Source organism: Streptomyces sp. NPDC089919 (assembly GCF_040684615.1).
GTDB lineage: Bacteria > Actinomycetota > Actinomycetes > Streptomycetales > Streptomycetaceae > Streptomyces.
This window is the reverse complement of sequence record NZ_JBFBGK010000002.1, coordinates 108543-133269: the sequence shown is the minus strand read 5'-3', so window position 1 is coordinate 133269 and position 24727 is coordinate 108543. Positions and strand designations below refer to the sequence as shown.

The 24727-nt window shown below is 74.9% G+C and carries 21 protein-coding genes and 1 pseudogene; 13 read left to right on the top strand and 9 right to left on the bottom strand.

What is annotated here, in order from left to right; all coding sequences use genetic code 11:
* The first annotated feature begins 8 nt into the window (after window positions 1–8).
* Together AB0O40_RS01665 and AB0O40_RS01660 are read left to right on the top strand one after the other, a co-directional pair.
* The gene (locus AB0O40_RS01665) at window positions 9–680 is read left to right on the top strand and encodes a DUF305 domain-containing protein (RefSeq protein ID WP_365034499.1); all 672 of its coding nucleotides are present in this window, start codon (window positions 9–11) and stop codon (window positions 678–680) included.
* A gap of 71 nt (window positions 681–751) precedes the next feature.
* Window positions 752–2104, top strand: a complete 1353-nt coding sequence (locus tag AB0O40_RS01660; protein WP_365034497.1) for an FAD-dependent oxidoreductase — start codon at window positions 752–754, stop codon at window positions 2102–2104.
* 52 nt (window positions 2105–2156) lie between these two features.
* Here AB0O40_RS01660 and AB0O40_RS01655 read toward each other — a convergent pair whose 3' ends face one another.
* Window positions 2157–2510, bottom strand: coding sequence for a helix-turn-helix domain-containing protein (locus AB0O40_RS01655; RefSeq protein WP_365034495.1), 354 nt, complete (start codon window positions 2508–2510; stop codon window positions 2157–2159).
* 217 nt (window positions 2511–2727) lie between these two features.
* On the opposite strand from AB0O40_RS01655, the gene AB0O40_RS01650 reads away from it, so the two are divergent.
* A complete protein-coding gene (locus AB0O40_RS01650; protein WP_365034493.1) occupies window positions 2728–3804 on the top strand; it encodes an NADH:flavin oxidoreductase/NADH oxidase in 1077 nt (358 codons plus the stop codon).
* A gap of 22 nt (window positions 3805–3826) precedes the next feature.
* Here the strand turns inward: AB0O40_RS01650 and AB0O40_RS01645 are convergent, their stop codons facing one another.
* From AB0O40_RS01645 to AB0O40_RS01635, 3 genes are all read right to left on the bottom strand, one after another.
* Complete coding sequence (locus AB0O40_RS01645; RefSeq protein WP_365034491.1) at window positions 3827–4774, bottom strand: hypothetical protein; 948 nt, start codon at window positions 4772–4774, stop codon at window positions 3827–3829.
* On the bottom strand, window positions 4771–8250 hold the full coding sequence (locus AB0O40_RS01640) for a hypothetical protein (protein ID WP_365034489.1): 3480 nt from the start codon (window positions 8248–8250) through the stop codon (window positions 4771–4773). The genes AB0O40_RS01645 and AB0O40_RS01640 overlap by 4 nt, the downstream gene beginning before the upstream one ends.
* 115 nt (window positions 8251–8365) lie before the next feature.
* On the bottom strand, window positions 8366–9835 hold the full coding sequence (locus AB0O40_RS01635; protein ID WP_365034487.1) for a wax ester/triacylglycerol synthase family O-acyltransferase: 1470 nt from the start codon (window positions 9833–9835) through the stop codon (window positions 8366–8368).
* 211 nt (window positions 9836–10046) lie between these two features.
* Between AB0O40_RS01635 and AB0O40_RS01630 the strand changes: the two genes are divergently transcribed.
* Window positions 10047–10733, top strand: coding sequence for a uracil-DNA glycosylase (locus AB0O40_RS01630; protein WP_365034485.1), 687 nt, complete (start codon window positions 10047–10049; stop codon window positions 10731–10733).
* Between the two features lie 96 nt (window positions 10734–10829).
* Window positions 10830–11744: a hypothetical protein gene (locus AB0O40_RS01625; RefSeq protein WP_365034483.1), complete on the top strand. Its 915-nt coding sequence runs from the start codon at window positions 10830–10832 to the stop codon at window positions 11742–11744.
* 252 nt (window positions 11745–11996) lie between these two features.
* Here AB0O40_RS01625 and AB0O40_RS01620 read toward each other — a convergent pair whose 3' ends face one another.
* Window positions 11997–13067, bottom strand: coding sequence for a lactonase family protein (locus AB0O40_RS01620; RefSeq protein WP_365034482.1), 1071 nt, complete (start codon window positions 13065–13067; stop codon window positions 11997–11999).
* Window positions 13068–13139: 72 nt separating this feature from the next.
* Window positions 13140–14276: a nitric oxide synthase oxygenase gene (locus AB0O40_RS01615; protein ID WP_365034480.1), complete on the bottom strand. Its 1137-nt coding sequence runs from the start codon at window positions 14274–14276 to the stop codon at window positions 13140–13142.
* A 178-nt stretch (window positions 14277–14454) separates the two neighbouring features.
* On the opposite strand from AB0O40_RS01615, the gene AB0O40_RS01610 reads away from it, so the two are divergent.
* Window positions 14455–16488, top strand: a complete 2034-nt coding sequence (locus AB0O40_RS01610; protein WP_365034478.1) for a prolyl oligopeptidase family serine peptidase — start codon at window positions 14455–14457, stop codon at window positions 16486–16488.
* A gap of 58 nt (window positions 16489–16546) precedes the next feature.
* On the opposite strand, the gene AB0O40_RS01605 is transcribed toward AB0O40_RS01610, so the two are convergent.
* Entirely contained in the window at window positions 16547–18055 is a 1509-nt protein-coding gene (locus tag AB0O40_RS01605) for an FUSC family protein (RefSeq protein ID WP_365034476.1), read from the bottom strand.
* A 388-nt stretch (window positions 18056–18443) separates the two neighbouring features.
* On the opposite strand from AB0O40_RS01605, the gene AB0O40_RS01600 reads away from it, so the two are divergent.
* The 5 genes and pseudogenes from AB0O40_RS01600 to AB0O40_RS01580 all read left to right on the top strand — a co-directional run.
* Entirely contained in the window at window positions 18444–19676 is a 1233-nt protein-coding gene (locus AB0O40_RS01600) for a sensor histidine kinase (protein WP_365034474.1), read from the top strand.
* Window positions 19677–19704: 28 nt separating this feature from the next.
* Complete coding sequence (locus AB0O40_RS01595) at window positions 19705–20370, top strand: response regulator transcription factor (protein WP_365034473.1); 666 nt, start codon at window positions 19705–19707, stop codon at window positions 20368–20370.
* Between the two features lie 159 nt (window positions 20371–20529).
* The gene (locus AB0O40_RS01590; RefSeq protein ID WP_365034471.1) at window positions 20530–20820 is read left to right on the top strand and encodes an SHOCT domain-containing protein; all 291 of its coding nucleotides are present in this window, start codon (window positions 20530–20532) and stop codon (window positions 20818–20820) included.
* A 139-nt stretch (window positions 20821–20959) separates the two neighbouring features.
* Window positions 20960–21463: a hypothetical protein gene (locus tag AB0O40_RS01585; protein WP_365034469.1), complete on the top strand. Its 504-nt coding sequence runs from the start codon at window positions 20960–20962 to the stop codon at window positions 21461–21463.
* 71 nt (window positions 21464–21534) lie between these two features.
* Window positions 21535–21840 (top strand): annotated as a pseudogene (locus AB0O40_RS01580) (family 20 glycosylhydrolase); the annotation flags it as partial.
* Window positions 21841–21906: 66 nt separating this feature from the next.
* On the opposite strand, the gene AB0O40_RS01575 reads toward AB0O40_RS01580, so the two are convergent.
* Complete coding sequence (locus AB0O40_RS01575; protein WP_365034467.1) at window positions 21907–22584, bottom strand: DUF6445 family protein; 678 nt, start codon at window positions 22582–22584, stop codon at window positions 21907–21909.
* Window positions 22585–22865: 281 nt separating this feature from the next.
* Here AB0O40_RS01575 and AB0O40_RS01570 point away from each other — a divergent pair, with 281 nt between their 5' ends.
* Window positions 22866–23345, top strand: a complete 480-nt coding sequence (locus tag AB0O40_RS01570) for an Lrp/AsnC family transcriptional regulator (protein WP_365034465.1) — start codon at window positions 22866–22868, stop codon at window positions 23343–23345.
* Between the two features lie 46 nt (window positions 23346–23391).
* On the top strand, window positions 23392–24072 hold the full coding sequence (locus AB0O40_RS01565; RefSeq protein ID WP_365034463.1) for an HAD family phosphatase: 681 nt from the start codon (window positions 23392–23394) through the stop codon (window positions 24070–24072).
* 3 nt (window positions 24073–24075) lie between these two features.
* Here AB0O40_RS01565 and AB0O40_RS01560 read toward each other — a convergent pair whose 3' ends face one another.
* On the bottom strand, window positions 24076–24723 hold the full coding sequence (locus AB0O40_RS01560) for a MerR family transcriptional regulator (RefSeq protein ID WP_365034461.1): 648 nt from the start codon (window positions 24721–24723) through the stop codon (window positions 24076–24078).
* Between the last annotated feature and the right edge of the window lie 4 nt (window positions 24724–24727).

The following is a 24727-nucleotide window of genomic DNA, read 5'->3' as shown; positions in this document are numbered from 1 at the left end:
AGGCCGCTGTGCTGACCCACCCTCACTTAGCCCGCGCGGCCGCCCTCGGGCTGCTGGCGATCGCGGTGCTGGCCGGCTGCGACAGCGGCGGCGGCGGCAGCGCGGCCGGGCCCGGCGCGGCCGCCCGGGACGGGGCCCCGGTGGTGGTGGCGCCCGGCCGGCCGGGCGGGGCGAACCGGCACCTGACCGCCGCCGAGGCGGCCCGGGAGCGGCCTGACGACTCCCCCGACACCGCCGACTTCAGCTACGTGAACCGGATGATCGAGCACCACCGGCAGGCCCTGACCATGAGCGCCCTGGCCCCCGCCCGGGCCGGCTCGGCGGCCGTACGGCGCCTCGCCGAGCGGATCGCCGCCGCCCAGCGCCCGGAGATCGGGGCCATGGAGGGCTGGCTGGCCGCCCACCCCGACCCGGCGGCCGGCGCCGCCGGCATGCACCACGACCACGCCGGCGCCATGCCGGGCATGGCCACCCCGCAGCAGCTCGCCGCGCTGACCGCGGCCCGCGGCGCCGCCTTCGACCGGCGCTTCCTGGAGCTGATGACCGCCCATCACCGCGGCGCGCTCACCATGGCCGGCGAAGCCCTCGCCGACGGGAACAACACCGCCGTCGAGGAGATGGCCACCGAGGTGATCGCCCAGCAGGGTGCCGAGATCGACCGGATGCGGGCCATGGGCTGACGGGTCCGGGCCCCGGTGTCATGCTGGGGAACGCCCATCCTGGGAACACCCCTGCGGGAAGGAGCGCCGCCGTGCTTCGGGTCGCTGTCGTCGGTTCGGGCCCCAGCGGGGTCTACACCGCTCAGACGCTGGTGGAACAGAGCGTGGTGCCGGACGTCCGGGTGGACGTGCTCGACCGGCTGCCCTGCCCCTACGGGCTGGTCAGGTACGGCGTGGCCCCCGACCACGAGAAGATCAAGTCGCTCCAGGGCAACCTGCGCACGGTGCTCGAGGACCCGCGGATCCGCTTCCTGGGACACGTCGAGGTGGGCGAGGGGGCGCTGACCCCGGCCCGCCTGCTGGAGCTCTACCACGCGGTGGTCTACTGCGTCGGCGCAGCCCGGGACCGGCACCTGGGCATCCCCGGGGAGGACCTGCCGGGCGTGTACCCGGCCACCGACTTCGTCTCCTGGTACAGCGCGCACCCGGACGCCGCCACGGACTCCTTCGCGCTCGAGGGGGTGCGCTCGGCGGTGGTGGTGGGCGCGGGGAACGTCGCGGTGGACGTGGCCCGGATCCTGGCCCGCGGGGCCGAGGAGCTGCGCCCCACCGACATGCCGCAGCCGGCCCTCGGCGCGCTGGCCGGCAGCGGGGTGCGCGAGGTCCGGATGGTGGCCCGCCGGGGGCCCTCGCAGGGCCGGTTCACCACCAAGGAGCTGCGGGAGCTGGGCGCCCTGCCGGGAGTGGCGGTGGTGGTGGACCCGGCCGAGCTGGCGCTGGACCCGGCGTACGCCGACCCGGCGGCACTGCCCGCGGTGAACCGGCGCAACGTGGAGGTGCTGCGGAGCTGGGCCGAGGCGGGGCCGCCGGCCGCCGGGGCCCGGCTGCTCGGGCTGCGCTTCTACCTGCGCCCGGTGGAACTGCTGCCCGGACCGGACGGCCGGGTGGGCGCGGTGCGCTGCGAGCGGACCCTGCCCGACGGGCCGGCCGGGGTGCGGGGCACCGGGACGTACGAGGACGTGGCGGCTCAGCTGGTGCTGCGCTCGGTCGGGTACACCGGCACCCCGCTGCCGGGGCTGCCCTTCGATCCGGCGCACGGCACGGTGCCGCACGAGGCCGGCCGGGTGCTGCGCGCGGGGGCGCCCTCGCCGGGCGAGTACGTCGCCGGCTGGATCAAGCGCGGGGCGACCGGCGTGATCGGCACCAACCGGCCCTGCGCGAAGGAGACCGCCACCTCGCTGCTGGCGGACGCCCCGTCGCTGTCGGCCCGTTCGCTGCCCGATCCGCTGCCGGCGCTGCGGGCGGCGGGCTCCCGGCCGGTGGAGTGGCCGGGCTGGCTCTCGATCGAGGCGGCGGAGCTGTCCCTGGGGCACTCGCTGGGCCGCGGCTCGGTCAAGATCCCCGACTGGGCGGGGCTGTTGGCCGCGGCGGAGGCCGCGGGCTGACGGTCGGGGCGCCGGCTCCGTCAGCCGTCGCCCCCGGTGTGCCGCCCGCCCCTCAGCCTGCCGTACCCCGCGCCTCCTCGGCCGCGGCCGCCGCCAGCACGCTGGGGAGCAGGCCGGGGAAGAGTTCGGCCAGGGCGGCCTCGCGGAGGAGGTTCATCTTGGCCGTGCCCCGGTAGGTCTGGCGGATCACGCCGCTCTCCCGCAGCACCCGGAAGTGGTGCGTGGTGGTCGACTTGGTGACCGGCAGGTCGAAGGTGGAGCAGGCGAGTTCACCCGCCGCCAGGGCCAGCCGCCGGACGATCTGGAGCCGTACCGGGTCGGCCAGGGCCGCCAGTACCTCGTGGAGCCGGATCTCCGGGCGCTCGGGGTGGGCGAGGGTGCGCTGGGTCGCTGCCTCGGTCAACATCTGCTCCGCTCCTCGGTCCCGGCCGGATCCCGCCGACCGTCGTGCCGCCCGGCTGCCGGGTCCCGCCGTGTGCATCGTACTCCGATGGAGCTCGTAGTACGAGAACTCTCGTAATACGAAGAAACTCGTAGTACGGTGAATCTCGTACTACGGCAGATCTCGTAGTACGGTCGTTCCCGTACAAGCCATCTGGCGCGGTGCCCGAAACGGAGCTGTCATGAGTGCCCTGTTCGACCCCTACACCCTGCGATCGCTGACCATTGCGAACCGCGTCTGGATGGCACCCATGTGCCAGTACTCCGCCGCCCCGCAGGGCCCCGAGGCCGGAGTCCCCACCGACTGGCACTTCACCCACTACGCCGCCCGCGCCACCGGGGGCACCGGGCTGGCCATCGTCGAGGCCACCGCCGTCAGCCCCGAGGGCCGGATCTCCCCCTATGACCTCGGCATCTGGAACGACACCCAGACCGAGGCCTTCCGCAGGATCACCGCCTTCCTCAAGAGCCAGGGCACCGTCCCCGGCATCCAGATCGCCCACGCCGGCCGGAAGGCCTCGACCGAGCGCCCCTGGAAGGGCGGCGCACCGGTCGGCCCCGACGCGCACGGCTGGCAGCCGCTGGGGCCCAGCCCGGTCGCCTTCGCCGAGGGGCACCCCGTCCCCACCAAGCTCACCGTCGAGGGGATCCAGGAGGTCGTCACCCAGTTCGCCGACGCCGCCCACCGCGCCCTCGACGCCGGCTTCCAGGTCGCCGAGATCCACGGCGCCCACGGCTACCTCATCGGCGAATTCCTCTCCCCCCACTCCAACCGGCGCACCGACGGCTACGGCGGCTCCTTCGAGAACCGCGCCCGCTTCGCCCTCGAGGTCGTCGACGCCGTCCGCGCCGTCTGGCCGCAGGACCTGCCCCTCTTCTTCCGCATCTCCGCCACCGACTGGCTGGCGGAGGAGGGCTGGACCGGCGACGACACGGTCCGCCTCGCCACCCTCCTCAAGGAGCACGGCGTCGACCTGCTGCACGTCTCCACCGGCGGGAACTCCCCGCACGCCAAGATCCCCGTGGCCCCGGGCTTCCAGGTCCCCTTCGCCACCCGGGTGCGCGAGGAGGCCGGGCTCCCCGTCGCCGCCGTCGGTCTCATCACCGAGCCCGAGCAGGCCGAAAAGATCATCGCCAACGGCGAAGCCGACGCCGTGGCCCTCGGCCGCGAACTCCTGCGCAACCCCTACTGGCCCCGCCACGCCGCCCGCGAGCTCGGCGGCGAGGTCACGACCCCGGTCCAGTACCACCGCTCCTGACCGCCGGGGGCGCCCCGGCCGATCACCGGTCGGGGGCCATCCGGCCCCAGTTCAGCACGATCGCGTCCAATAACGCGGTGCGGTCCTGGGAGGGGTTGAGGACGTAGAGCACCTGGCCCAGCCGCAGCGCGGCCGCCACGTCCGCCCCCGGGGTGAGCCGCAGCCGCTCCATGACCTGGCCCGCGGTGACCGGCAGCACCCGTCCGCTCTCGGCCAGCAACGTCTGCTCCATCTGCCGCAGCGTCACCTCGTCCACGTCGGCGGCCGCCGGAACCAGCGCCAGGCTCTGGTCCCAGCGCCGCCGGTAGCGGTCCCGGACGTCCCGCAGGTCCAGGCCGAGCAGCCCGAGATCCCCGGCGGCCCGCTCCAGCACGGCCAGGTAGTCGTACACCACCCCGGAGCGGCCGAGCTTGGTCCGCCAGCGGCCGATCAGGGTCTCCGCGTCCGGGTGCTGCTCGATGGCCCGGGTGATCTCGATGGCCACCGCGACGTACTGCACTGCCGCTTCGAGCAGGGCCGCCAGGCAGGGCTCCCACTGCGCGCCGCTGGGCACGGCGGAGCCGCAGGAGCGCTTGAACCACTCGTAGCAGGCCGCCTGGGTCTCGCGGTCCCGCGGCACCCCGAGGTCGAGGTTGTGGGCGAACCGGGTCCGCAGCCGGTCCAGCGTGTACGGGAACCCGCCGGCGGCGGCACTGTCCACGCCCACCACGCGGGCCTGGTCGAACAGGAAGGTGAAGCTGGTCGTCCAGGCCTCCGCCAGCCAGGAGGACAGCCAGTTGGTGGTGGAGTAGAAGCCGTACTCGGGCGGCGCGAGCACCGGGCGGGGGACGGTCAGCTGGTCACCGGCCGGGTGGCCGGTGAGCGCGTGGCAGAGCGATTCCAACTCCTGCCGTCCGTGCTCCAGTTCCGTCAGCATGGTGAGCGGGGTCTCCCCGGACTTCCCCGCCTCCGGCGGCGCCTCGGCCGTCATCCCGGCCGCCCCCCGCCCAGCACCGGTCCACCGTGCTGCGCCGGGATCACGTTGGGGCTGCGCCGGTTGCCGCCCGGCCTGACCGGCTCCAGTATCGGACCGCGCAGGTTGAAGGTGACGTAGGCCTCCGACAGGGCCAGTCCGCGGGTCGGATCGGTGATGCCGAAATCGTAGGGCTGGAAGGGGACTTCACGCTTGAGCTCTTCCACCCAGCAGACCCCCTTGCGCTGGTCGGGGTCGACCCGGCGGATGGTCGGGTGGAAGCGCCGGGGCTGGCCGGTCGCGTCACTGGCCACGTACATGGTCACGATGCGGCGGCGGAACTGGTACGACTGGCGCTCGGCGTTGCGGAAGGCGTCGAAGGCCGGGGCCAGGTGCCCCAGGTGGAAAAGGGCCAGGGCCCGCATGAACTCCACGCGCAGGTTGGAGAGTTCGTCGAGGTCCTGGAGCTTGTTCGCCAACTCCAGGCACTCCTCCCAGTCCTTGCGGCTGAGCGGCAGGGTGAGCCGTTCCAGCTCCCCCGCCATGAAGCGGAAACCGGTCTTGGCCATCCAGAAGAGGTCCACCAGCAGGCGCAGGCAGCGGCGGTCGTCGATGGCCGCGGCCCGCGACTGGAGGTGTTCGAAGGCCTTGCGGATACCGGCCGGATCCGGGTCGTTGCTGATCAGCCCGCTGACCCGGAGCGCGTACAGGTACGCCGCCAGCGGCTGGTCGTGCTCGGCAAGCTCCCGCAGCTTCTCCTCGGCCAGCCGGTCGTCCTTGGCCAGCCCGGCGATGTCGGCGAAGCGGGCGTTGTACTTCGCCTCCTGCTTGGGGCTGAGGTCCCCCACGTCGATCAGCAACAGCCGCGACAGGCACTCGGCGAGGAGTTCGTCGGCGTCGGCGGAGGGCAGGGCCTTGTTCTTCAGGATCTCGTTGGTCACCCAGCAGACCACGTCGACCGGGTAGTACTTGTCGGAGGTGATGCCCATCGAGTCGGAGGTGATCCGCAGCACCCGGGCGACCAGTTCACGGATGCGCTCCACCGGGACCGGATCGGGCATCCCGCCGTCCGGGCCGCTGCGCAGCAGCTCGTGGATCTGCGCGCCGATGACGCTGGCCTGTTCCACCATCAGGTTGGGCCGGACCCCGGAGCGGGTGGAGAAGGAGCCGGTGGCCAGGGCGTCCTCGACGACGTCCTCGGCGCGGCGCAGCACCTCGGTGCGGGTCTCGACGTTGGAGAACTTCTTGCGCTGGCAGAACTTGACCCACTCGCGGCACAGGTTGGTCTCCAGCAGCGCGAGGCGCGGACTGGGGTAGTGGGCGGCGCCGTTGGCGGTGGCGAAGGCGTCGGCGATGCGCAGGAAGTAGTCGGCGTACCGCTCCTCCTGGGCCCCCTGCGGTCCTATCCGGTTCAACAGGTCGACGGCGAACTGCACTTCGCCGCCACCGCCGGTGGAACTGTCGGGCCGCACCTCGGCCAGGGCCTCGGCGATGGCCTCGATCTCGGACTCGTCGCTGGTGCGCTCGGCCCGGACCAGGATCTCGGCCTCGAGCTCGTTGCGGGCGCTGAGCGAGTAGTTGCCGTCGTTGTCCTCCTCCCAGCGGATCAGGTCGACCTTGCCGAGGAGCTGGGGGAGGTTGCGGACTCCGTCCCGGCCGACCACCCGCAGGGCCAGCTCCAGCGGGATGGCCTGGCCGTGCCGGGAGACCACCAGGACGATGTTGACCAGGCGTTCGTAGGGGCCCCGGTACGAGGAGCCCTCGCCGGAGTCCTCCATCTCGCGCAGGGTGGCTTCGAGGTTGTCCACCAGGCCGGCCTTGTGGAGGGCGGCGGCCATCGCGGTGGGCGGGTCGTACTCCTTGGCGTTGCGGGCCTCGTTGGTGAGGGCGGTCTCCGCGTACCGCAGTTCGAGGACCAGGCCCCCGCTGACCTGGCCGCGGGTCTCGGGCAGCAGCCGGTAGAGGGCCGACAGGAAGGTCTTGTCCTGCTGGATCCGGGCGCGGACGTTCTCCGGGATGACGATGCCGAGCGATTCCAGGTGCCCGGCGAACCGCCGCATCTCGGTCTGGCGCAGCGTGGCGGGGGCGTGCACCAGGTGTTCGCGGGACCGGTCGTCGGTGCGGTAGCAGCTGCCCACCAGGACCGTGCGGCGGCCGCGCGAGTCCAGGTACTTGGCCAGCCGGAAGTACTCGTCTTGGTCGACCATGCCGTCCCAGACCAGGAGGGTGCTGGACTTGGAGATCGTCTCGGCCCAGCTGCAGAACGTGTCGATGGCGTCGTAGGACGGGCGGTTGGCGCGCCGCGGGATGTGCAGGACGGCGTGGCCGCTCTGGTGGGCCACGGCGTAGGCGAGGGAGGCCAGGGCGATGGACTTGCCGGTGCCGGTGGGGCCGGCCAGCAGCAGCGGGCGCTCCAGCAGCCCGCGGCCGGAGAGGGCGGCGTCCACCCGCTCGCGCAGCGAGCTCTCGTAGTCGCGACGGAACGGCAGGCCGTTGGCCACCGCGGTCCACAGCGAGGAGGCCTCGCTGGCGCCCAGGAACTCCCGGAAGCGGGCGTAGCGCAGCTCGTCGGACTGGTTGACCGGCGGGCTGAGCAGGTCCACGTCTATGGGCTGGCCGAAGGAGGCGACGGAGTTCCAGATGTCCCGGGGGACCTCGTGGAGTTCGGCGACGCCCTCGGAGGTGAGCCGGATCTGGTGGCCGCCGGAGTCGAAGCGGTGCAGGCCCGCGAGGCGGCCGCGGCGCTTGGCGTCCTCGATGTAGCTGGCGAAGTCCTCCTCGTGGGGCACCAGGACGCCGGACTCGATCGCGGCGGCGACGAACTCGTCCTCCAGCTCGATCTCGGTGGCCGAGAAGAGGTGCGCCTGCCCGCGGCCGAGCCGGCTGAGCAGGCCGTAGAGGTCTTCGGCGCCGAACCAGTCGTCGGTGCTCCAGGCCTCGATGACCAACACCCCGCGGGGGGTGATCAGTTCGTCCGGCAGGCGCTGGGCCAGGTGGCGGGCCGCCACCCGCCGGGCACCCAGTTCGAGCCGGCTGGTGGGCGGCTGGTCCTCGGGGGGCTGGTCGGCGCCGCCGAAGAGCAGCACGGCCTGGACGCGGTTGCGGCTGCGCGGCGCGGGCGGGCGGTAGTTGGAGGAGGCGACGGGCTGGACGGTGCGGGAGTCGTTGCGCAGGGCCTTGACGAGGAGCGAGTCGACGGCGGTGGTGAACACGCCGTTCCACGGCAGGTCGGCGGCGACCTTGAGCCAGGGCGGTTCCGCAAGGTCCTCGGCGGACTTGGTGAGGGCGCTGAGCACGTCCTGCTTGCGCGGCGCGGGCACCTTGAGCAGCAGCCGGTACAGGTCGTCCGCATCCGCGGGGCCGCCCATGGCGCGGGCGGCGGGGGCGGCGAGCGGGTCGACCCCGCTCTCCAACAGCAGGTACTTCTGGCCAAGGAGCAGGAAACAGGGCCCCTGTTCGAGCCGGCCGATCAGATCCTCGTGCTGGGCAGTCATCGCTCTCCTCGCCACGGACCGTGAGGCTCGCAACCACCCTAGGAGAACCACCCCCACCCCCGCGCCCGCTTCGCGGAACCTTGCCCTCCCGGAGTTGGGGGACCGGGTGCGGCGGTCAGGCGGCGGCTCTGAGGAGGTCGGCGAGTTCGTCGTGGAGGGCTTGGGCGAGGGCGGGGAGGTCGGGGACGGCGGAGGTGTCGGCGACCAGGCCGAAGTGGGCGGTGCCCTGGTACGTGGAGACCGCGACGGCCAGGGACTGGCCGCTGGCCAGCGGGGCGAGGGGGTACACCTCGGCGACCCGGCTGCCGGCCAGGGTCAGGGTGAGGCCGGGCAGCGGGACGCTGGTGACCAGGACGTCGAAGAGCAGCCGGGCGGCGTGGGCCAGGAGGGGGCCGCCGAGGCGGTGGCCGAGCGGGTGGACGTGGTCGGCGAGCAGGGCGACGGCGCCCGCCCCGCGGGTGGGGCCGGCCTCTTTGTTGCGGTCCATCTCGGAGCGGACCGCGTCGAGCCGGTCCAGTGGCTCGGGCAGCGCCACCGGCAGGCGGATCAGGTAGCCCGAGAGCCGGTTGCCGGCGCCGGCGGTACCGCGGGGCCGGCGGCGGGAGACGGGGATCAGGGCGCGCGGGCCGGCCCCGTCGACCTGCTCGCCGCGGCCGGTCAGCCAGCGGCGCAGGGCGCCCGCGACCACGGCCGTCAGGACGTCGTTGACGGTGCCGCCGCCGGCCCGGCGGATCCGGTTCACCTCGTCGAGCGGCAGGGCGACGCCCGCGGTGCTGCGTTCCCCGGCGTGGGTACCGGGGGTGGTCAGGCCGTCCGGGACGCCGAGCGGGAGCCCGGAGCGGGCCACCGCGGCGCCGATCTCGAGGGCCTGGCCGAGGTCCTGGACCCGGGAGGCCAGGGCGCCGGGCAGGGCCCGCAGACCGGAGCGGGTGGCGAGCGCACCGGGCAGGGCCCGCAGACCCGACGGGGAGGCCAGGGCGCCGGGGAGGGCGCGCAGGGCGGCCGGGGGCCAGGCGGCGGGGAGGGGGCGGGAGCCGGGGTCCGCGGCCGGGACGCGCGGGCCCGGCCGGCTGCCCCGGGGCGGGGACGCGGGGCGGGGCGCGGCCGGGGCCTGGTCCGCCTCGTCGAAGAGGGCGGCGGCCAGCGCGAGGGCGCCGAGTCCGTCGGCGAGGGCGTGGTGGAACTTGAAGAGCACGGCGAAGCCGGCCGGGTCCGGCCCGGCGATCACGTGGGCCTCCCACGGCGGCCGGTCGCGGGCCAGCGGCCGGGCCATCAGCGGCCCGGCGGCCCGGTGCGGGTCGTGGGCGGTGGTGCGGACCAGGCCGACGTGCCGGGCGGGGTCGAAGCCGGGGTCCGGGGCCCAGCGGGCCGCCCCGACCGGCAGCAGCACGTCCCGGATGCGGCGGCGCAGCCCCGGCACCCCGGCGGCGCGTCGCGTCAGCTCCTCCAGCGCCCGCTGCGCCGCGTCCGGCCCGTCGGCGGTGAAGCGGACGAGGGCGGCCAGGTGCATGGGGTGGTCGGGGGACTCCATCCGCCAGAAGGCGAGGTCGAGCGGGGACAGGTGGTCGACGGTCGCCTCGCGCACGGGGGTGCCCTTCGCGTCATGAACGGGTGCTCGCAGTCAACCCCGGTTCGCTCCATACGATCAAGTAACCGCCCGATCCGGCCATCACCGGTCCGGATGAATCGATCCCGGTCGGCAACGGGCCGCGGAACGGTCGGCGGTCACGGTCGTCAAGCCTGCCCCCATCGGCCCGGGTACGCCCCGCCATGATCGACCAGTAGAGTGACGCAGCGTGGCAGCACGACCCTTGAACGAGATCGTCGAAGCGGGCTGGGCCCGCGCACTGGAGCCGGTCGCCGGGCAGATCACCGCCATGGGCGACTTCCTGCGCGCGGAGATCGCGGCCGGACGCACCTACCTCCCCGCCGGGGCGCACGTCCTGCGCGCCTTCCAGCAGCCCTTCGACGAGGTCAGGGTGCTGATCGTGGGGCAGGACCCGTACCCCACCCCCGGGCATGCCGTCGGGCTGTCCTTCTCGGTGGCGCCCGAGGTCCACCCCGTGCCCGGCAGCCTGGAGAACATCTTCCGCGAGCTGCACGGCGACCTGGGGCTGCCGCGGCCGGCCAACGGCGATCTGACCCCCTGGACCAGACAGGGCGTCCTGCTGCTCAACCGCGCCCTGACCACCGCCCCGCGCAAGCCGGCCGCGCACCGCGGCAAGGGCTGGGAGGCGGTCACCGAGCAGGCCATCCGGGCCCTCGCGGCGCGCGGTACGCCACTGGTCTCCATCCTGTGGGGGCGGGACGCACGCAACCTGCGGCCGCTGCTGGGGCAGCTGCCCGCGGTGGAGTCCGCGCACCCCTCCCCGATGTCCGCCGACCGGGGCTTCTTCGGGTCCCGCCCCTTCAGCAGGGCGAACGACCTGCTGGTGCGCCAGGGTGCACAGCCCGTGGACTGGCGCTTGCCGTCCGTGAGTTGAGCGTATCTGAACTTCAACGGATAAATACGGACAGATGCCGCCCTGGTGGACCCTGCCCGAACAGCGGGTGCCGCAAAGCCAGTAGCATGCGGCGCCATGAGCTCCCCCACTGGGCCCGCTGGCCTGCCCGTACGAATGCCGCGCCCCCGTCAGACCGGACGGCACCGCCGCCCCGAGCCTGCGGTCGCCCCTGAGGGCGCACCTGCGCTGGTGCTCGCCGTGCCCGGTGTCCCGTCGCCCGCGGCGCGGTCCCTGGCGGAGGAGACCCTGAGCATCGCCCGTTCCGAGCTGCCCGGCCTGGACGCCCTGATCGGCTACGTCGACGGTGACGACGCCGAGGGCTCCGAGTACCCGACCCTGTCCGCCGTGCTCAGCGCGGTGGCCGCCGCCCGGGCCGCCCGGATCGAGTTCGCCCGGGCCGCCGGGCAGGAGACCGCCGCCGCCGAGGGGCCGGCCGCCGTGGTGGTGCCGCTGCTGGCCGGCCCGGACAGCGCTCAGCTGCGGCTGATCCGCCAGGCCCTGATGGACAGCCCGGCCCCGGTCGAACTGGCCGATGTGCTCGGCCCGCACCCGCTGCTCGCGGAGGCGCTGCACGTCCGGCTGTCCGAGGCGGGGCTGGCCCGGGCGGACCGGGCCCGGCTCTTCACGGTCGCCACCGCGGCCGACGGGATCATCCTCGGTACGGTCGGCGGGGCGGAGGCCGTGCAGGCCGCCGGCATCACCGGCATGCTGCTGGCTGCGCGGCTGGCGGTACCGGTGATCGCGGCCGCGCTGGACCAGGAGGGGTCGGTGGCCGCGGTCGCCGAGCAGCTGCGCGGCTCGGGCTCGCTGCAGCTGGCGCTGGCGCCGTACGTGATCGGGCCGGAGGCGGCCGAGGGCCTGCTGGAGACGGCCTGCAAGGAGGCCGACTGCGCGAGTGCGGAGCCGCTGGGGGCGTACCCGGCGCTGGGCAAGCTGGCGGTGGCCCAGTACGCGGCCGCCCTGGGCATCCCCCAGCCCGCCACCCGCTGACTCCCCGTACCCCAAGGCCCGCCCCTCCCCGGGGCGGGCCTCGCCACATCCCCGGCCGTACCCTCCCTCCCGGAGCGCAGCGCCGCTGCCTGGTGCGGCGTACACCCAGCCCCGCCGAGCTGCCCGGCGCGGCGGGACGCAAAGGGCGGCCGAGCCCAGGATTCGGGGCTCCGCCCCGGGCCCCGCGCCTCAAACGCCGGCGGGGCTGGATTTGGCTGGGCAGGCCACTGCACCGGTGGGCGCGGGGTCCCGCTACGTGAAGACCACGCACGTGGGGGACGGGAGGGGGAGGGTGCCCTTCGGGGTGGGGAGGGCTTCGGGGGTGAGGTCGAACCAGGTGACGTCGCCGGAGCGTTCGTTGGCCGCGTACAGGCGCCGGCCCGCCGGATCGAGGGCCAGGTCCCGCGGCCAGACGCCGCCGCAGGAGACCGTGGCGGTCAGGGCCACCCGCTCCCCCGCCTCCCCCACCGCCAGCACCGCGATCGTGTCGTGCCCCCGCACCGCCGCCCACAGGTGGCGCCCGTCCGGGGAGGCCACCAGGGCCGACGGGTAGCCCCGTACGTACTCCGAGGCCTCCTCCGGTACCACCGGCACCTCGTCGAGGACGGTCAGCGTGCCCGCCGCGGCGTCGAACCGGCAGACCGTCAGCGTGGGCGTCAGCTCGTTGAGGACGTAGACGTACGCGCCGGAGGGGTGGAAGGCCAGGTGGCGCGGCCCGCTGCCGGGCGTGAGCGCGGTCTCGGCGTGCGGCCGCGGGGCGGTGCCGGCCGGACCGAGGGCGGCGATCCACACCGAGTCCGTGCCGAGGTCCACGCTGAGCAGCCAGCGCCCCGAGGGGTCCGGCAGCACCTGGTGGGCGTGCGGCCCCCGCTGGCGGTCCGGGTCGGGTCCCGAGCCGGCGTGGTCCAGGACCGCGGCCGGCGCCGAGAGCGTGCCGTCGGCCCCCCGCGGCAGCGCGCTGACCCCACCCGAGGTGTAGTTGGCGGTGAGCAGCCAGGGCCCGGCGACCGCGAGGTGGGTGGGGCCCGCGCCGCCGACCGGGGCCGGTCCGCCGAGCAGCCGGGGCACGTCCGTGTCGAGCGCGAAGGCGCCCGCCGCGCCCGCGGTGGTCTCGCTGACCGCGTAGAGCACCTGCCGGTCCGCGTCCAGCGCCAGGTACGAGGGGTCCGCCAGGGCGTCCGTGGCGCCGAGCGGGGTGAGCCCGCCGGTCGCCGGGTCGACGGCCGCGGCGGTGATGCCCCGGCCGCCCGTCGAGGTGAACGATCCGATGTACGCGCGCGCCCCCGCGCCCGCCGCGCCCTGCGGCCCGGTCTGCTCCGCCACGGTCTGACCCCTCTCGGTCTCCTGCGGACCCGGTCGCTGTCCTGCGGGTCCGTGCCGCCGACCGTAGCAGGTCTAGACCAAATCGTGGCCCTGGGCCCGCGCTTGGGCCCCGGCGTCGTGGACGTAGGCGGGGCTGCTCTCGGTGTCCTCGTAGGTCCGGTGGAAGACCGGGGTGGTCGAGCCGGACATCGGCGGCACGATCCAGGACCAGTCCGCGCCCACCTCGCGGCCCTTGCGGCGTTCGCGCTCCATGTGGGTCATGAAGCGCTGGGCCTCGGTGTGGTGGTCGGTGATGGTGACCCCGGCCCGGTCGAAGGAGTCCAGCACCGCCCGGTTGAGCTCCACCAGCGCCCGGTCCTTCCACAGCGAGCGGTCGCTGGAGGTGTCGAGGCCGAGCCGCCGGGCCACCGCCGGCAGCAGGTCGTACCGGTCGGTGTCGGCCAGGTTGCGGGCGCCGATCTCGGTGCCCATGTACCAGCCGTTGAAGGGGGCGGCCGGATAACTCACGCCGCCGATCTCGAGCCGCATGTTGGAGATCGCCGGGACGGCGTGCCAGCGCAGTCCCCAGTCCCGCCAGCGGTCGCCCTCCGGGTGCTCGATCGGCACCTCCAGCACGGCGTCCGGCGGGAGTTCGAACCAGCGGGGCTTGTCGTCGCAGCCCTGGACGACCATCGGCAGGACGTCGAAGGGGGTGCCGGGCCCGCCCGGCCAGCCGAGCCGGCGCACCCCGGCGGTGAAGCCCGCGTTGCGCGGGTCGCCCAGGGTCGTGCCGTCCGCGCAGGCGTACCCGGCGTACCGGATCAGCTGCTCGCTCCAGATGACCGGCCCCGGCCGCTCCGGGGTGTCGGGGGCGAAGACCGTGATCGTGGGGCGTACCCGCCCGGCGTTCGTGGCCTCGCGCAGGTGCTCGACGCACTGGGCGGCTATCTCGTCGGCACCGGTGAGCTCGCGGTGGTCGCGCACCCGCAGGGAGTTCCAGTAGAGGCGGCCTATGCAGCGGTTGCTGTTGCGCCAGGCCACCCGGGCTCCGTGGACGAGCTCGAGCGGCGTGTGGCGGTAGCTGCCGGTGGTCTCTATCTCGTCCCGGACCTGGGCGAGCCGCTTGAACGGGCTGCCCGCCTCCGGGTTCTCCCTGTGGTGGAGTCTGATGAACTCCTCGGCCGCTGCCCACACCTGAGCGACCGTCGAGCGCTGCTGCAGTATTTCCATTCCGGGCGGTTACCCCCTGACCGGCCAGATCCACCCTGTACATGCCGGATGAATGTGCTGTGAACAAGCACCCGTTGTACATGCGGCAGGTCAGGCGTGTACGGCAGCCCGCCGGAATTCACGCTCACAGGTGGCGCGAAGCGGCGCGTGCGCCCCGGCGAACACCGAGAATAGTCGGGTGAGCGACGATGCTGAGGCTGATGCCTACCTGTGGCTGGAAGACGTGCAGGGCGAGGCCGCGCTGGACTGGGTGCGGGCCCGGAACGCCGAGACGGTGCACGCCCTGACCAGTGGTTCCGCTTTCGGAGCACTGGTCGACGAGGTACGGGAGGTTTTGGACGACAACGGCCGGATCCCGTACGTCACCCGGCGCGGGGAGCACCTGTACAACTTCTGGCAGGACGCGGAGCACGTGCGCGGGGTGTGGCGGCGCACCACCTTGGAGGAGTACCGCACGCCGGAGCCGCGGTGGGAGGTGCTGCTCGACCTGGACGCGCTCGCCGCGGCGGAGGACGAGAAGTGGGCCTGGGCCGGCAGCCGGGTGCTGCCCCCGGCGCACCGGCACGCGCTGGTGCTGCTCTCCCGGGACGGCGCGGACGCCTGCGTGGTGCGCGAGTTCGACCTGGGGACCAAGGAGTTCGTGGCCGACGGCTTCCGGGTGCCGGAGGCCAAGACGCGGGTCTCATGGATCGACCGGGACCACCTCTACATCGGCACCGACTTCGGTCCGGACACCCTGACGGCCTCCGGGTACCCCCGCCAGGTCCGCCGCTGGCGGCGCGGCACGCCGCTGTCCGCCGCCGAGCCGGTCCACGAGGTGGCCGCGCAGGACCTGTCGGTGACCGGCTGGCGGGACCACACGCCGGGCTTCGAGCGGCACTTCGTCTCCCGGGCGGTGGACTTCTGGCGCAGCGAGCTCTTCCTGCTCGGCCCGTCCGGGGAGCTGCGGCCGGTGGACGTGCCGCAGGACGCGGGCGCGTACGCGCACCGGGAGTGGCTGGTGGTCACGCCCAAGTCCCCCTGGCTGGGGCACCCGGCGGGCAGCCTGCTGGCCTTCCGCTTCGAGGAGTTCCTGGCCGGCGGCAGGGAGGCGGCGGTGCTCTTCACCCCGGACGACCGGACCGCGCTGGCCGGGCACGCCTGGACCCGCCGGCACCTCATCGTCCGCTCGCTGGCCGACGTCACCAGCCGCCTGGACGTCCTCACCCCGGGCCCGGACGGCTGGTCCCGGGAGCCGCTGGGCGAGCTGCCGCCGCTGACCACGGCGCTGGTCACGGACACCGACGAGGACGAGAGCGACGAGTACTTCCTCGCGGTCACCGGCTTCCTGCAGCCGGCCGCGCTGTACCGGGGCGAGGTGGGCACCGGGCACGTCGTGGTCAAGGAGGCCCCACCGCGGTTCGAGGCGGACGGGATGCGGGTGCGCCAGCACTTCGCGGTCTCGGCCGACGGCACCCGGGTGCCGTACTTCGTGGTCGGCGCCGAGGGCGGCGGCCCGGCGCCGACGCTCCTGTACGGCTACGGCGGCTTCGAGGTCTCCCAGCTGCCGCGGTACAGCGCGGTCACCGGCCGCGCCTGGCTCGCCCGGGGCGGCACCTACGCGGTGGCGAACATCCGGGGCGGCCGGGAGTACGGGCCGGCCTGGCACCGGGCGGCGCTGGGGGCCGACCGGCCGCGGGCCTTCGAGGACTTCGCGGCGGTGGCACAGGACCTGGTGGCCCGGGGCGTGACCACTCCCGGGGAGCTGGGCATCGAGGGCGGCAGCAACGGCGGGCTCCTGATGGGCGCGATGCTGGTGCGCCGTCCGGAGCTGTTCGGGGCGGTGGTGGCCTCGGTGCCGCTGCTGGACATGCTGCGCTTCCACAAGCTGCTGGCCGGAGCCTCCTGGACGGCGGAGTACGGCGACCCCGACGACCCGGCGGACCGGGAGCACCTGGCGCTGCTCTCGCCGTACCACAACGCCGAGGCGGGGCGGGCGTACCCGCCGCTGCTGCTGCTCACCTCGACCCGGGACGACCGGGTGCACCCGGGGCACGCCCGCAAGATGGCGGCCCGGCTGCGCGACCTGGGCCACCGGGTGTACTTCCACGAGCACGTGGGCGGCGGCCACGGCGGGGCCACCGACCACGAGCAGACGGCGTGGAACGAGGCGCTGAGCCACACCTTCCTCTGGCGCCACCTGGCCGGCCCCGGGCAGGCGGCCGGGGCCTGAGACGCCGTACGCCCCCACCCGGAAGGGGCGGGGGCGTACGCGCCGGGCGGCGGGCCGGTCAGCGGGTGAGGATCAGCCGCGGCCGGGGGTCGGCGCTCAGCGGGGCGTCGAGCTGGGTGAGCAGTCGCTCCAGGCCGTGCAGGTGGACCAGGGCGGGGGCGCCGGCCGGGGCGTGCCCGGCGGCGGGCTCGGCGGCGCGGTCCCCCCTGCCCGCGGCAGCGGCGCCGGGGGAGGTCAGGGCCTCCACCGCGGCCTCGACCCGCCAGCAGGCGGCGGCCAGCCGGGCGTCGTGGCTGGCGTCCGGGTCGGCCGCGACCACGGCCAGCCCGCGCACCTCGCGGGCGCACTCGTCGAGCAGCGCGATGACCTGGCGGGCCCGCGCCTTGCGGCCGCGGAAGGGGCTGAGCGGGTGCACCAGCGGCGCCAGCGCCATCCGGACCCGGGCCAGCAGCAGCTCCAGTTCGGCGGCGTGCGGCGCGGGGTCGGCGGTCGGGGAGCCGGCCAGCCGGGCGGCCGCCTCGGCGGTGGCGGCGTGTACGCAGCGCAGGGCGCGGCCGATCCAGGCGGCGTTGGTGGCGTGGGTGGTGACCGGCAGCAGCAGCACCACGGCGAGCCCGGCGCACAGGGCGCCGACCGCGGTCTCGGAGAGCCGCAGGACCAGCAGGCCGGGGGTGAGCACGCCCAGCAGGCCGTAGAGCAGTCCGGCCATCACGGTGACGGCCAGCATCATCCAGCTGTAGGAGACCGCGGCGGTGTAGAAGATGCCGAAGACGCAGAGGGCGACCAGGACCGCGGTCGGCACCGGTGCGCCGTCCAGCGGGAGGGCGACCAGCAGGCCGACGACGATGCCGACCACAGTGCCGAGGACCCGGCGGAAGCCGCGGACCAGGGTCTCGCCGCGGGAGGCGGTGTTGACGAAGATCCACCAGGCGGTGCCGACGGCCCAGTACCAGCGGACGTCGGAGACGGCCTGGCCGATGGTGAGGGCGGCGGCGCAGGCCGCGGTGGCCTGGAAGGCCTGCCGGGTGGTGGCCCGGGCCAGGCCGCGGCCGGGCAGCGGCGGCGGTGCGGCGGCGGGCGGGGTGCGCCGCTCGATGGGCCACAGCACGAAGCGGACCGCGGCCGCGGCGCCCAGCGCCAGGCCGACGGCCGAGTACAGCTCGGGGAGCTGGGCCGGGACGGCGTGCAGGAACTGGGTGATGAAGAAGTTCATGAACGCGAAGATGCCGAGGGCGTGGCCGCGCGGGCCCCAGCGGCGGGCGTAGACCCCGCAGAAGACCACGGCGACGAAGGCCGCGTCCCGGGCCGTCGGTACGCCGTGCAGGGCGGTGGCCAGGGCGAGGACGGGGAAGCCGGCGGCCGGCAGCAGCGCGGTGGTCCACGCCTGGGCGCGCACGCTCGCGTCGGTGACGGTGAAAAGGGCGAGCAGGGCCGCCAGTCCTCCGGTGATGGAGGCGGTGAGCGAGAAGCCGGCCAGTTCCGCGACGGTCACGGCGAGCCCCACGCCGATCACGGCGCGGCTCGCGGTGCGCAGTCTCAGGTGCCCCGGATCCGGAGCCACGAACATCCTCTTCACGGCGGTGGGCCGCCCCCCTCGTGCTGCTGCTCGCCGGGCCCCGGCCGGCCCGGGGGTGGTGGGCGGCGCAGGCACGACGAAGGCACCGCGGTCCGGTCCGGCCTCGTCGCCGGCCCGGCGCTGCGCGGCGCCGAAAGTATGTGGTTACACCACACATAATCATCCGGAGGGCCCATGGCTCAAGCCGGGCCCGGATCGCTGTGCCATTGGCCCAGGTATTCCGGTAGGCCTTCGGCCATTGGGGTGCCAACGGACCATGCCCCGGCCGGGATGTCCCGAGTGCCCCGCGGGGCGCACGGGTGCCTACTCCCCCGGGAGTACGCCGGGCCACGACGCCCGGCGGACGCGCCGGACCGGGACCGGCCTCTAGCGTGGCCGTATGGAAGACCAGCGGGGACCCCGCCCCGGGCGGCGGCGCGGGCGGTGGGAGCGGCGCGAGCGGTGGGAGCACCGGGAGCGCGAGCGGCCGCGGCGGCACGGCGGCCTGCCGGTGCGCTCGGCGCTGGTCGTGGCGGTGGTGGCGCAGGCCGCCTCCGGCTGGGCGGCGCACGCACAGACCGGGGCCCGGCCGCTGGACGTGCTCGCCCGCCTGCTCCTGCTGGCCGGCCCGCTGCTGCTGCTGGGCCGGGAGAAGTACCCGGTCCCGGTGGTCTTCGGGGTCAGCGCGGTGACCCTGGCCTATCTGGCCGGGGGCTATCCGTACGGGCCGGTCTTCCTGGCGGTGGCGCTGGCGGCGCTGTCCGCGGTGGCGGCCGGGCACCGGTACGCGGCGTGGACGGCGGTGGGCCTGCTGTGGGCGGGGCACCTCGCGATCGCGCACTGGCTCTACCGGTGGCTGCCGCCGGCCGGCGACGGCCCCGCGCCCTGGGAGCCGGAGGCGGGCGCGCTGGCCTGGGTGGTGGCGGTCTTCGCGGCGGCCGAGCTGGTCCGGGTACGGCGGGAGCGGTGGGCGCGGGAGCGGGCCGAGCGGCAGGCCGCCGCCGCCCGCCGGGCGGACGAGGAGCGGCTGCGGATCGCCCGGGAGCTGCACGACGTCCTCGCCCACAGCATCTCGGTGATCAACGTGCAGGCCGGGGTGGGGCTGGCGCTCCTGGACTCCGACCCCGAGCAGGCCCGGGCCGCGCTGACCACCATCAAGGCGGCCGGCAAGGAGGCCCTGGGCGAGGTCAGGCAGGTGCTGGAGGCGCTGCGCACCCCGGGCGCGGCCCCGCGCGCCCCGGCTCCCGGGCTGGACCGGCTGCCCGAGCTGGTGGCGCAGGCCGCGGCGGCGGGACTGGCCGTCGAGGTGGAGTCGGCGGGCGCGGCCGGGCCACTGCCGCCGGGGACCGACCTGGCGGCCTTCCGGATCGTGCAGGAGGCGCTGACCAACGTCGTCCGGCACTCCGCCTCGCGCACCGCGCTGGTCCGCCTCGCCCGCGTCCCGGGAGCCCTGGAGCTGCGGGTGGACGACGCGGGGCCGGCCACCGGCTCGGACGCCGGCGGCAGCGGCACCGGTCTGACCGGGATGCGCGAGCGGGCCGGGGCGCTGGGGGGCACGATCGAGGCCGGTCCCCGCCCGGACGGTGGTTTCCGGGTGGTGGCGCGGCTGCCCCTGAAGGAGACGCAACGATGAGCCGCGTGCGGCAGAAGGAGGTGCGCGGGTGATCCGGATACTGCTGGCCGACGACCAACTGCTGGTCCGGGCGGGTTTCCGGGCACTGCTGGACGCACAGCCGGACGTGACGGTGGCGGGTGAGGCCTCCGACGGCGCGGAGGCGGTGCGGCTGGCCCGGGAGCTGGTCCCGGACGTGGTGCTGATGGACATCCGCATGCCGGTCCTCGACGGGCTGGCCGCCACCCGCGAGATCACCGGCGACCCGGGCCTGGCCGCGGTCAAGGTCGTCGTGCTGACCACCTTCGAGCTGGACGAGTACGTCTTCGAGGCCATCCGCGCGGGCGCCTCGGGCTTCCTGGTCAAGGACACCGAGCCGGCCGAGCTGCTGCGCGCCGTACGTGCCGCGGAGCACGGTGACGCGCTGCTCTCGCCGGGCGTGACCCGGCGGCTGATCGCCGAGTTCGCGGCCCGTTCCCGGCCGCCGGCCGCCGCCGGGACGCTGGACCGGCTGACCGAACGGGAGCGGGAGGTGATGGCGCTGGTCGGGATGGGGCTGTCCAACGACGAGATCGCCCGCCGGCTGGTGGTCAGCCCGCTCACCGCGAAGACCCACGTCAGCCGCACGATGGTCAAGCTGGGCGCCCGGGACCGGGCGCAACTGGTGGTGCTCGCCTACGAGTCGGGGCTGGTCCGGCCGGGCTGGCTGGACTGACCGGCCCGGCGGTCCGTACTCCTCCCGCGCGCGCTCACCGCCCGGCCGTACTCCCCCGGGAGCACCGGGGGTGCCGCCCGGGGGACGACGACCGGCCGGGGCCCCGGGGGTCACTCTCGAAGGGACAACGAGGGACGACTTCCGAGGAGATGGACCGAGATGAACACCCTTGCCTATGGCGGGCCCGGCCCGTGGATCCTGTTCTTCCCGCTCGTCTGGGCGGCGGTGGTGATCGGCACGCTGACCGTGCTGCGCCGTGCCGGGTGGCGCGGCGGCCGGCGGGGCGGACCGTGGCAGGTGCGCGCCGCCGCCAGCGGCGAGCACTCGCCGCTGGCGGTGCTGGGCCGCCGGTTCGCCGCCGGCGAGATCGACGAGGAGGAGTACTGGCGGCGGCTGTCCGTGCTGGAGGAGCAGTTCGGGCCGCGCGCCAAGGACGCCGGCGGGTTGTGAGCCGTCCGGATCCGGCCGCGGATTTCGGCGGAAAACCACCCGTCCGGCACGGAACCGGCGCGGGGCCGGGACACGTCGATCAGGTCAGCGGCGGTCACCGGCGCCGCTGACCGAAGACCGACGGGGAAGGTTCCACTCCATGTTCAAGCTCCTGACCGCCCGCACCGCCGTGACCGCCGCCGCCGCGGCCGCCGCCCTCTCGCTGGCGCTGGTCGCCACCTCGCAGACGCAGGCCGCCGAGCAGCAGACCACGACCACGGTCGCCCCGGTCGCGGCGTCCTCCGCGGCCCAGTCGGTCTCCGGCAGCCCGGTCAGCGCCTTCTCCCGCATCGCGGACTTCTACGGCTCCTACATCGACGCCGTGTACTCCCACACGGACAACGGCAAGGCCGCGCAGGCGCTGCGCTCCTTCTACCTGTCCAAGTCCCTCCAGCGCAGCCTCAAGACGTGGGAGGCCCGGGAGCACGCGGACGGCGTGCTGCGCGCCCAGGACGTCCCGCTGAAGTGGAAGGTCACCTCCACCGGCAGCGGCATGGGCAAGGCCAACGCCACGGTCACCCTGACCTGGGGCGGCGGCACCCACAGCACGATCAAGGTCCAGGCCGACCTGCGCACCAAGGACATCGTCGCGATCAAGGGCTGACCGCCCGGGCCGACGGCCGGGTCCCGGTACCCACGGGGGGGGTGCCGGGACCCGTCGCGTTTCCCGCTTCCGCAGGACGCTTCGTCGAGGTCGACAGGTCCTACGCCTGGGACCCGGCGAAGCTGGTCGGGCAGCTGCCGACCGGGGCCGTGCTGGGCGTGGAGGCGCCGCTGTGGACCGAGACCGCGCGCACCGACGCCGACCTCGACTACCTGGCCTTCCCCAGGCTGCCGGGGATCGCGGAGATCGGCTGGTCGCCGACCGCCACCCACGACTGGGCCTCCTACCGGACCCGGCTGGCGGCCCAGGGGCCCCGGCTGTCCGCCCTCGGTACCGCCTTCTACCGCTCGCCGCTGGTGCCGTGGCCCGCCGGCTGACCGACGGGCCACCGGACCGCCCGGACCCGGGTCCCCCCGGGCCCGGGCGGTCCGGTGGCCGGCCGCTCAGGCCATCCAGAAGAAGACCGCGGTCATCCGCTTGGTCTCCAGGGTGTCGCCGAAGTAGCCGGTGGCGCTGTGGATCAGGTTGGCCGAGTAGAGCAGCAGCCGGTTGTAGCGGTGCGGGACGCTGACGTCCTCGGTGAAGGAGTCGGGTGCCACGAAGCGGGTGCCCAGGGCGTCGACGAGGTTGTTGTGCGGGGCGAGGACCTGGTTGCCGCCGAGCCGGCCGCCGGGCATCGACTGGCGGTAGAAGCTGGTCCCGCAGCCCTTGGGCACGTCCGGGTTGAGGTAGAGGACGGCCGCGTACCGGCACAGACTGCGGGAGTCGGTGTGCGGGCGGGGTTCGCACTCCCCCGCGCCGACGACCTGCACGCAGTTGTGGTTGAAGGTGCCGCCGCCGGTGGGCGGCTGGGCCCAGATCCGGGGGGCGCCGGTGGCCTTGCGGACCAGCGCCTCGACATGGGCCAGCTCGGCCGGCTCGAGGGCGGGGAGGGTGCGCATGCCGGGCCAGGCCTCGGGCTTGTGGGGGTAGCCCTCCGTCCAGTCCTCGCGGGCCAGGCAGCGGGCCCGGACGGCGTCCGGATCGGGCAGGACGTCGTCCAGGACCCAGTAGTCGCGCCCGCGGCCGGGCTTGCGGTAGGGCAGCACGGGCAGGGCCGGGGCAGGGGGTTGTGGGGGCATGGCGGGGACGGTAGTGCGCGGCGGTTTTGGCCCGGGCAAAGCGGTACCCAAGCTTGTGCGCGGCCTGCCCGGCCCGGGCAAAGCGCCGCCCAAGGCGGTGTGCCGGGCCCCCGGCGCGGGCAAAGGGGCCCCCAAGCTTGCGGCAAGAACGCTCCGGATGGGCCGGCGGCGGCCCGGCGGGCGTCCGGACTGGGCCATCGGTATCGTTTGGGGACGTTTGAACGGGATTTCGGCCGGGCCCCTCCGGCGGTTCCCGGACGGGACCGGGAGGCCTGCGGACCATGGCGGTGGACGAGCTCGACGGCCGGATCCTGCGGCTGCTGATCGAGCAGCCGCGCACCAGCGTGCGGGAGTACGCCCGGATCCTCGGGGTGGCCCGGGGCACCCTCCAGGCGCGGCTGGACCGGCTGGAGCGGACCGGGGTGATCACCGGCACCGGGCCGGTGCTGTCCCCGGCCGCGCTGGGCCACCCGGTGCTGGCCTTCGTCCACATCGAGGTCACCCAGGGGCACCTGGACGAGGTGGGCGACGCGCTGGCGGCCGTCCCGGAGATCGTCGAGGCGCACTCGATCACCGGTGGCGGGGACCTGCTGACCCGGGTGGTGGCCCGGGACAACGCCCACCTGGAGGACGTCATCCAGCGGCTGATCCGGCTGCCCGGAGTGGTCCGCACCCGGACGGAGGTGGCGCTGCGGGAGCGGGTGACGCACCGGCTGCTGCCGCTGGTGGAGTCCCTGGGAAAGACAGCCCGCAAACCCTGACATCCTTGAGGTGACAGGTACAAGAGCGGCAGGACGGGCACACCGGATGATTTCCGTCATATTCGATCTCGACGGCACCCTCGTGGACAGCGAGCCGAACTACTACGAGTCGGGGCGCCGGCTGCTGGCCCGGCACGGCGTACCGGACTTCACCTGGGAGGAGCACGCCGAGTACATCGGCGTCGGCACCCGGGAGACCCTGGAGATCCTGCGCGAGCGGTACGGGCTGACCGCGCCGGTGGAGCAGCTGCTGGACGAGCAGAACGCCCTCTACCTGGAGCTGGCCCGCACGGCCACGGAGGCGTACCCGCAGATGCGGGAGCTGGTCGAGCGGCTGCACGCCGAGGGGGTGCCGATGGCGGTGGCCTCCGGCTCCTCGCGGGAGGCGATCGAGGCGGTGCTGGCCGGCACCGGGCTGGCGCCGCTGCTGCCGCTGGTGGTCTCCGCGGAGGAGGTCCCGCGGGGCAAGCCGGAGCCGGACGTCTTCCTGGCGGCGGCCCGGCTGCTGGGCGCGGCGCCGGCCGACTGCGTGGTGATGGAGGACGCCGCCCCGGGCGCCCGGGCGGCCCACGCCGCGGGGATGGCCTGCCTGGCGGTCCCGTACGCACCGGCCGCCGCCCAGGACCCGGCCTTCGCCACCGCCGACCTGCTCTTCCCGGCCGGACACGCGGCCTTCACGGCCGACGAGGCCTATGCCTGGCTGCGGGGCCGGGAGTCGGCCCGCTGAGTCTCAGGGGGCGGGCGGCGGCACGGCGTTGAAGCGGCGGGCCGAGTTGTCGGCCTGGGCCAGCCGGCGCAGGGCGCCGAGCAGGGCGTCGCCGAGCACGGTGCCCACCACCACCCGCTCGACCAGGTCCCCGCGCTCCCGGCGCCGCAGGACGTAGTCGAGGTCGGCGGCGGCGATCTGCTCGCTCGCCCCGGCGAACTCGTCCAGGAAGTCCAGGTAGTCGTCGTGGCCGAGGGCCAGGAAGGCGGCGACGGCCGCGGTGAGCGCGGCGACGGCGGGGTGGTCCGCGGGGACCCGCCAGCCGCGGCGGCCGATCAGCTCGCGGGCCACCTCCGCGGCGTCGTCGAGGTGGTCCCGCACCGGCTCCTCGGGGTAGCGGGGGCAGACGCTGTGGGCGGCGGCGCCCAAGAGGGAGTGCAGGGGGCCTCCGGTGTCCTCGACGGCCGCGAGGACCTTGCCGATCGCGGCCACCGAGAGGCCGCCGACGTCCAGCAGGGCCCGGATCAGCCGGAGCCGGTCGGCATGGGCGTCGCCGTAGTGGGCCTGGTTCGGGCTGGTCAGCTCGCCGGGCGGGAGCAGGCCCTCGCGCACGTAGTACTTGATCGTCGGCACGGGGACACCGGTGGCCCGGCTCAACTCGCCAATCCGCACGGGG